This is a genomic window from Gammaproteobacteria bacterium (assembly GCA_019911805.1).
Taxonomy (GTDB): domain Bacteria; phylum Pseudomonadota; class Gammaproteobacteria; order Thiohalobacterales; family Thiohalobacteraceae; genus JAHJQQ01.
The window spans coordinates 47,065-54,472 of record JAIOJV010000099.1; the positions used below are offsets into that span (position 1 = coordinate 47,065).

The window sequence follows — 7,408 nt, forward strand, 5'->3', positions numbered from 1 at the left end:
GATCATCAGTCGAGCAGGTGCGACACCAGCCCGTCGGCGAGCTTGGGCTCGAACCAGGTCGACTTCGGCGGCATGACCGCGCCGGCGTCGGCGACTGCCATCAGGTCCTGCATCGGCGTGGCGAACAGGGCGAAGGCAACCTGCATTTCGCCACTGTCGACACGCTTCTCCAGACCCTGCAGACCGCGGATGCCGCCGACGAAGTCGATGCGTGCGTCACGCCGCGGATCATCGATGCCCAGCAGCGGCTGCAGCAGATTGTCCTGCAGCAGGCTGACGTCCAGGCGCGCCACCGGGTCGGTGGGGATGCGCTCGGGGTCGATACGCAGCCGGTACCATCGCCCGCCTGAATGCCCTCCCCGGTCTCCCAAATACATGCCGAATTCACCGCGCTGCGCCGGCCGTGCCGGGTCGGTGCTGGGCTCCACGGAAAATACCTTCCGGACCTCGGACAGAAACTCCTCGGGCGTGCGGCCGTTCAGATCTCGCACCACCCGGTTGTAATCGAAGATACGCATCTGCGCGTGCGGGAAGATCACGGTGAGGAAATAGTTGTACGGCTCCGCGCCGGTATGGTGCGGATTGGCGCTACGGCGCGCAGCGGCGATGCGCGAGGCCGAGGCGGAACGGTGGTGACCATCGGCGATATAGAGATTCGGCATGGCATCGAAACGCTGGGTGATCTCGTTGATCGTCGCTTCATCGCGAACCACCCACAGCCGATGTACGATACCGTCGTCGGCGGTGACCTCCACCTCGGGTGTTGTAGCGGCGACCGCGTTCAGTAATCCGTCGACAGCGGCATCCGAACGACAGGCGAGCAGCACCGGGCCGGTCTGCGCGTTCAGTGCGTCGATCTGGCGTACCCGGTCGTCTTCCTTGTCCGGTCGCGTGAACTCGTGCTTACGGATGCGGTTGGTGTCGTAGTCCGCGACCGCGGCCACCGCCACCAGCCCCGTCTGGACATGCTCACCCATCTGCAACTGATAGATGTAGTAGTACGGCCGCTCGTCCTGCACCAGCACACCCTCGCGGCGCAACTGCGTCAGGTTCTCCGCCGCCTTCGCATACACCGCCGGGGCGTACGGGTCGGCGCCCTCCGGCAGATCGATCTCGGGCTTGGAGATATGCAGAAAACTCCACGGCCTGCCATGGGCCCGCGCGCGTGCCTCGGCACTGTTCAGGACATCATAGGGCGGTGCGACGACATCAGCGGCGTGACCGGCGACCGGGCGCAACGCGGCGAAGGGACGGATCAGGGTCGACATGGCTCAACTCATGGCTGAATTACGAAAGCGGGCTATTCTAACCTCTCGGGGCGTGCCTGTCCGCCCGGCGAGCGCGGCTTTGTACCGCATAGGACGCGAAGGTGTTGACAACACCTTGGATCAGGCCGAGGGTCACCAGGTCGCCGTTGGCCACGTGGCTCACCTCATGGGCGAGTCGCCGCCACCTCCTCCCGGCGCAGGCGGTCGAGCAGGGCGGTACTGACCGCGACCAGGGCGTTATTGCGCGAGGCGCCGGTGGCGAAGGCGTTCATATCCGGGGCGGCATCGATACCCACCCCCGGCATGCCGATGCCGGCCGGCTCCGCCTGGCGGCGGACCATTGCCATCGGCCACTGCTCGCCCGGGGTGTGCGGAGTCCCGATGACCCGTGCACCGACCATGCACTTGGCGGTCCATTTCGATACCGCCAGGGAGATCAACGAACCACCGAAACCCAGCACTGCCGCGAAGATCCGCAGGGCATTCAGGTCCAGGTTCGCACCCTGTCCGGCCAGGATGCGCCCCACGCCCAGGAGATGCTGCGCGATGTTCAGTACCAAAAAAATCGCCAGGTTGGTGGCCAGGAACAGGAAAATACGTTTCATCGATGGTGAAACCTCTATGATATTCAAGGGTCACTGAATAGACGGCGATCGAGGACCGCAGGCGTCTCCGAGCGGCAGCCGGCACGAGGGCGCGGGCGGGATCAGCGGATTTCAAGGCGCTGGGGTATGATTCGTGCATATCAATAGCCCGGCGCCCGCCTCATGAGCCCGGCCTCCAGTCCCCAGGACCACGACGATGAACGGCACCACAACAGATCCACAGGCCGGCCCCGCACCGGTGGCCCCGGCAGACGGCGCCCACACGCAAGCGTTGCCGCGACCCGGTACCTGGATGCGGATCAAGGCCTTTCTGCAGCGCTTCAACCCGGCCCATATCCCCATCGTCTACAAACTGTCGCTGACCATCTCGGTGCTGATGGTGGCCTGCATCGGTATGCTCGCCGGCGTCATCGTCCAGCACCAGAACCAGGTACTGCGTGGCCAGATCGATCAGCTTGGCAGCACACTCGCCGCCCAGATCGCACATTCGGCACTGGACCCGCTGCTGACCGACGACCGGCTGGCGCTCGGCGTGCTGACCAGCAACCTGACGGCCGAGGGCAATGTCCTCGGCACGGCCATCCTGTCGGCCACGGGCGAGGTACTGGCCGAGGCCGGTCTGACGCCCTTCCAGGCCGACGCGCCCTACGCCGGTGAGCGCTCGGGTGTGGACGCGCGCAACCTGCGTGGCCTGGAGTGGACCAGTCGGCCGAACCACCGCGCCCCGCCGCGCATGCTGGTCGCCTACACCAGCAGCGCGCGCTTCCAGGACATCGTCGCCGGCTACGTGGTCGTCACCCTGAGCCGCTCGACCCTGGACCAGTCCATGCGCAGCGCCACCCAGAGCATCGTCTTCGCCAGCATCCTGGTGGTCATCATCGGCGCGTTCGTCACCCACCTCATCAGCCGCCGGCTGTCGCGCCCGATCCATGAGCTGATCGATGCCAGCCGTGCCCTCGAGCAGGGCCATTACAATTTCCGCTTCGCGGAGCGCCGCAACGACGAGATCGGCAACCTGATGTCCTCGTTCAACCGCTACGCCGAGCACATGAAGGAGAAGACCGAGGTGGAGACGGCGCTGTCACGTTATCTCTCGCCCAGCGTGGCGCGCGAGGTCCTGACCGGCAGTCACTCCATCCAGCTCGGCGGGCAGCGGGTCGAGGCCACGGTACTGTTCGCAGACATCGCCGGCTTCACCGGCATGGCCGAGGGCATGAATCCCGAAGAGATCGCGAATCTGCTCAACCGCTACTTCGCCCATATCGTCAGCGCCTGCGAGATGAACCAGGGCATGGTCGACAAATACATCGGCGACTGCGCCATGCTCGTGTTCGGCGTTCCCCAGGCCGATCCCGAACACTGCTTCCATGGCATCACCTGTGCACTGGCCATCCAGCGATTGGTGGCCATGGAGAACGAACAGCGCGAGACGCGCGGCCAGGCACCGGTACGCTTCCGCCTGGGCCTGAACAGTGGCAGTATGCTCGCCGGCAACATGGGCGCCCGCGAGCGCATGGAGTACACGGTGGTCGGTGATTCCGTCAATCTGGCGTCGCGTCTGGGTTCGACCGCAGAGGCCGGTCAGATCGTCGTGACCGAACAGGTCTATACCCGGCCGGACGTAACGGACCGCTTCGTCGCCCACCGGCATCGCTCCATCCGTCTACGCGGCATCCAGCACCCCGTCACCACGTACCTCATCAAGGACGTGGCGCCCCCGTACCGGGAGGCCTTCGAGCGGCAGATACAGCAGTTGTGGTGGCAGGGTCACCGCCGCACCGGCTGATGAAGGTGCACCCAACGATCCCCCGTCTCCCGGCCCTGTTCGCCGGCTGCCTCCTCGCCGGCTGTTCGCTGCTGCCCCAACAGCAGGGCGCGCCGGACGACCAGTCCCTCCGCGACGCGATCGCCAGCTATGCCGAAGCGCGCCGGGAACAGGTGGCCGCCCCCGGGCCCGCGACCGAACGCCGGATGGATGTCGCGCGCCGGGCCTTCGAGGATGAGGTCGTCACACTGGCAGGTCAGCAGCGCGATGCCGGCGAATGGTTCCGCGCCGAGGACACGCTGGACCTGGCCCTCAAAGAGCTTCCGTACAGTAAACGCCTGCTCGATGCCCGCCGCGAGATCGCGGCGACGCGCGCCCAGCGATTGGCCACCAACGAATGCCAGATGGACGCCGCGCGCGCCCGCTATCTGGCGGACAAATCGGCGCTGTTGCAGGCGCGCGCCTCGCTGGAGGCGCGCGATTATCTGCAGGACTGGCTGAGCCGGCGCGAGCGGCAGGAGCTGGGCGAACTGGCCATACGCCTGCGCGACTGCGCCAACCAGGCGATCGCCACGGGGCAGCTGCGTCTGGCGGAGGAGGCCCTCACCGCCGCCGTACAGGTGAACGGCACCGAATTCGTCGCTGCCGAACGCCAGCGCCTGGAGGCGCTCCAGCATCCGCCCAAGGCTGCCGCCCCCACCAAGGCTGCAGCGCCGACGCGCGCGACCGTCACCCCCCAGCAACGCATCCGCCAGCAGCGGACCGCACTGATGGCCGCCATGACACAGGGCGACCTCAAGGGGGCCAAGGGCGCCCTGACCGAACTGCGCCGCCTGCAGGGCGACACCGCAGAGCTGCAGGAACTCAGCGCCTCGATCGATGCCGCCATCGCCGCCTATGCGCAGGAGGCCAACGAGCGTGCCAGCGTTCACTATCGCGAACGTCAGATCGAGCAGGCGCGGGACATCTGGAAAGAGATTCTGGAGCTGGACCCCGAAAACGAGCAGGCGCGCACCAATCTCGATCGCGCCGAACGGGTCCTGAAGAAGCTGGAGGAGCTGCAGGGCACCAACCCCGAGGCCACGGCGCCGCTGCCCGTCGCGCCAACCGTCGCCCCGGCCACCTCACCCCCCAGCTCATCGACGGCTGCGCCGGGCGCGGTACCGTGACGTCCCATTGAGATGCGGCGAACCTGTCCCGAGGGGCCGGTTCAGTGCTTGTGAATAATTCCCCGCCGTAGCGAAGGTGCCCCTCAGCGTGTCTGGCAGGGGATGTATTCAGCCCAAAAACCGCATGCGCCACGGAAACACACGGAAAAACGCAGACAAAATCGTACGCCTCACCTACCAGTCCACCCCACCGGCCAGGTGACGAACCGGCGCTTCGCGACACGGTTTCATCTCCGTGTCTGCCGCGTGTTTCTGTGACTGAAATGAGCTTTTTTCTTCAACGTGCTCAAGCCTCGACGTCGAGACCGCCGACGCCCTGGAAACCGCGTGGCAGCTTCGCGCCGCGCGCGCCGCGGGCGCCACGATACGCATCCAGATCCGCCCCCTTGAGCTTGAGATAGCGCTTGCCGCACCGCACCAGCAAGGTCCCGCCCGGCGTCAGCGGGCGTGCCGCGACGACGAACTCCGCGCGCGCCGCGACCTTCTTGGCGGGGATGGCGAAGAACTTGTCACCCTTGCCGCGTGCCATGTGTGCGAGCTCGCTCAGCGGGCACACCAGCAGACGACCGGCAGAGCTGACGGCGGCGAGTTGGTCGCTGCCCACGTCCGTGATGGGTAGCGGTGGCAGCACCTTCGCGCCGGCCGGCAGGTTGAGCACGGCCTTGCCGTTCTTGTTCTTGGCGTACAAATCCTCGAGCCGCGCCACGAAGCCATAGCCGGCGTCGCTCGCGACCAGATAGAGATCGTCCGGATTACCCAGCGCCAGGCCGACGAACACGGCACCATCGGGCGGGCTCAGCCTGCCGGTGAGTGGCTCCCCATGGCCGCGCGCCGAGGGCAGCGCGTGCGCCGGCAGCGAGTAGCTGCGGCCGGTCGAATCCAGGAATACCGCCTGCTGATTGCTGCGCCCCGGCGCCGCGGCGAGGAAACCGTCCCCGGACTTGTAGGCCAGCGCGGCCGCGTCGACCTCGTGACCCTTGGCGGCGCGCACCCAACCCTTCTCCGACAGCACGAGGGTGACCGCCTCGCTGGGGATCAGCGCCGTCTCGTCCAGGGCTCGGGCGGCCCCGCGCTCGACCAGCCGCGAGCGGCGCGCATCGCCGTAGCGCTCGGCGTCCTCGCTGATCTCCTTGCGGATGAGCTGCTTCAGACGCCGCGGTGAGGCGAGGGTCTTTGCCAGGTCGTCGCGCTCGGCCTCCAGCTCGCGCTGCTCCCCACGGATCTTCATCTCCTCCAGGCGCGCCAATTGCCGCAGACGGGTGTCGAGGATGTAGTCGGTCTGCTCCTCGCTCAGTTTGAAACGGGCCATCAATACCGGCTTGGGCTCGTCTTCGGTGCGGATGATACGGATCACCTCGTCGAGGTTGAGGAAGGCGATCAACAGACCGTCCAGCAGGTGCAGACGGCGGGTGACGCGGTCGAGACGGTGTTCCAGGCGCCGGCGTACGGTCGCGGTGCGGAACTCCAGCCATTCACCGAGGATGCTGCGCAGATCCTTCACCGCCGGGCGGCCGTTGGTACCGATCATGTTGAGGTTGATGCGGTAGCTGCGCTCCAGGTCGGTGGTCGCGAACAGATGTGACATCAGTGCCTCGACATCGACACGGTTGGAGCGTGGCACGATCACCAGGCGCGTGGGGCTTTCATGGTCGGACTCGTCGCGCAGGTCCTCGACCATGGGCAGCTTCTTGGTGTTCATCTGCTGCGCGATCTGCTCCAGTATTTTGGAACCGGACACCTGATACGGCAGCGCGGTGATGACGATGTCGCCCTGCTCCTGCTCATAGCGGGCGCGCAGACGCACCGAACCGGTGCCGCTGGCGTACATCTGCTGGATCTCGGCGCGCGGGGTGATGATCTCGGCCTCAGTCGGGAAATCCGGTGCCTGGATGTGCTCGCAGAGCTGTGCCACCGTGGCCTTGGGTTGCTCCAGCAGGCGGATGGTCGCGGCGGCGACTTCGCGCAGATTGTGCGGTGGGATATCGGTGGCCATGCCCACGGCAATGCCGGTGGCGCCGTTCAGCAGTACGTTCGGCAGGCGTGCCGGCAGCAGCGCGGGCTCCTCCAGCGTGCCATCGAAGTTCGGCACCCAATCGACCGTGCCCTGGCCAAGCTCGGACAACAGCAGCTCGGCGTACGGGGTCAGGCGTGATTCGGTGTAGCGCATGGCGGCAAAGGACTTGGGATCGTCGGGTGAGCCCCAGTTGCCCTGGCCGTCCACCAGCGGATAGCGATAGGAGAACGGCTGGGCCATGAGCACCATGGCCTCGTAGCAGGCCGAGTCCCCGTGGGGGTGGAACTTGCCGAGTACGTCACCGACGGTGCGTGCCGATTTCTTGTATTTGGCGGTCGCCGCCAGACCGAGTTCGGACATGGCATAGACGATGCGCCGCTGCACCGGTTTGAGGCCATCGCCGAGATGCGGCAGGGCGCGGTCGAGGATGACGTACATCGAATAATCGAGGTAGGCCTTTTCGGTGAAGGTGCGCAGCGGCAGGCGCTCGATGCCTTCGAAATTCAGTTCGGTGTCTTGCATGGCGGGTTACACATCTCGTGTCGGAGCAACGTTCGGGATTCGGGATTCGGGATTCGGGATTCGGG

At 66.3% G+C, this 7,408-nt stretch carries 4 protein-coding genes and 1 pseudogene; 2 read left to right on the forward strand and 3 right to left on the reverse strand.

Annotated elements, in window-relative coordinates; genetic code table 11:
* Nucleotides 1–5 precede the first annotated feature (5 nt).
* Nucleotides 6–1,268, reverse strand: a complete 1,263-nt coding sequence (locus K8I04_12845) for a DUF1015 family protein (GenBank protein ID MBZ0072597.1) — start codon at nt 1,266–1,268, stop codon at nt 6–8.
* Nucleotides 1,269–1,305: 37 nt separating this feature from the next.
* Nucleotides 1,306–1,873: pseudogene (locus K8I04_12850) on the reverse strand (M48 family metalloprotease).
* A 196-nt stretch (nt 1,874–2,069) separates the two neighbouring features.
* Here K8I04_12850 and K8I04_12855 point away from each other — a divergent pair.
* The gene (locus tag K8I04_12855) at nt 2,070–3,659 is read left to right on the forward strand and encodes a HAMP domain-containing protein (protein MBZ0072598.1); all 1,590 of its coding nucleotides are present in this window, start codon (nt 2,070–2,072) and stop codon (nt 3,657–3,659) included.
* Nucleotides 3,659–4,807, forward strand: coding sequence for a hypothetical protein (locus K8I04_12860; protein MBZ0072599.1), 1,149 nt, complete (start codon nt 3,659–3,661; stop codon nt 4,805–4,807). Before K8I04_12855 ends, K8I04_12860 begins: the two co-directional genes overlap by 1 nt.
* Before the next feature lie 286 nt (nt 4,808–5,093).
* On the opposite strand, the gene parC is transcribed toward K8I04_12860, so the two are convergent.
* Nucleotides 5,094–7,343, reverse strand: coding sequence for a DNA topoisomerase IV subunit A (parC, locus tag K8I04_12865; protein MBZ0072600.1), 2,250 nt, complete (start codon nt 7,341–7,343; stop codon nt 5,094–5,096).
* Between the last annotated feature and the right edge of the window lie 65 nt (nt 7,344–7,408).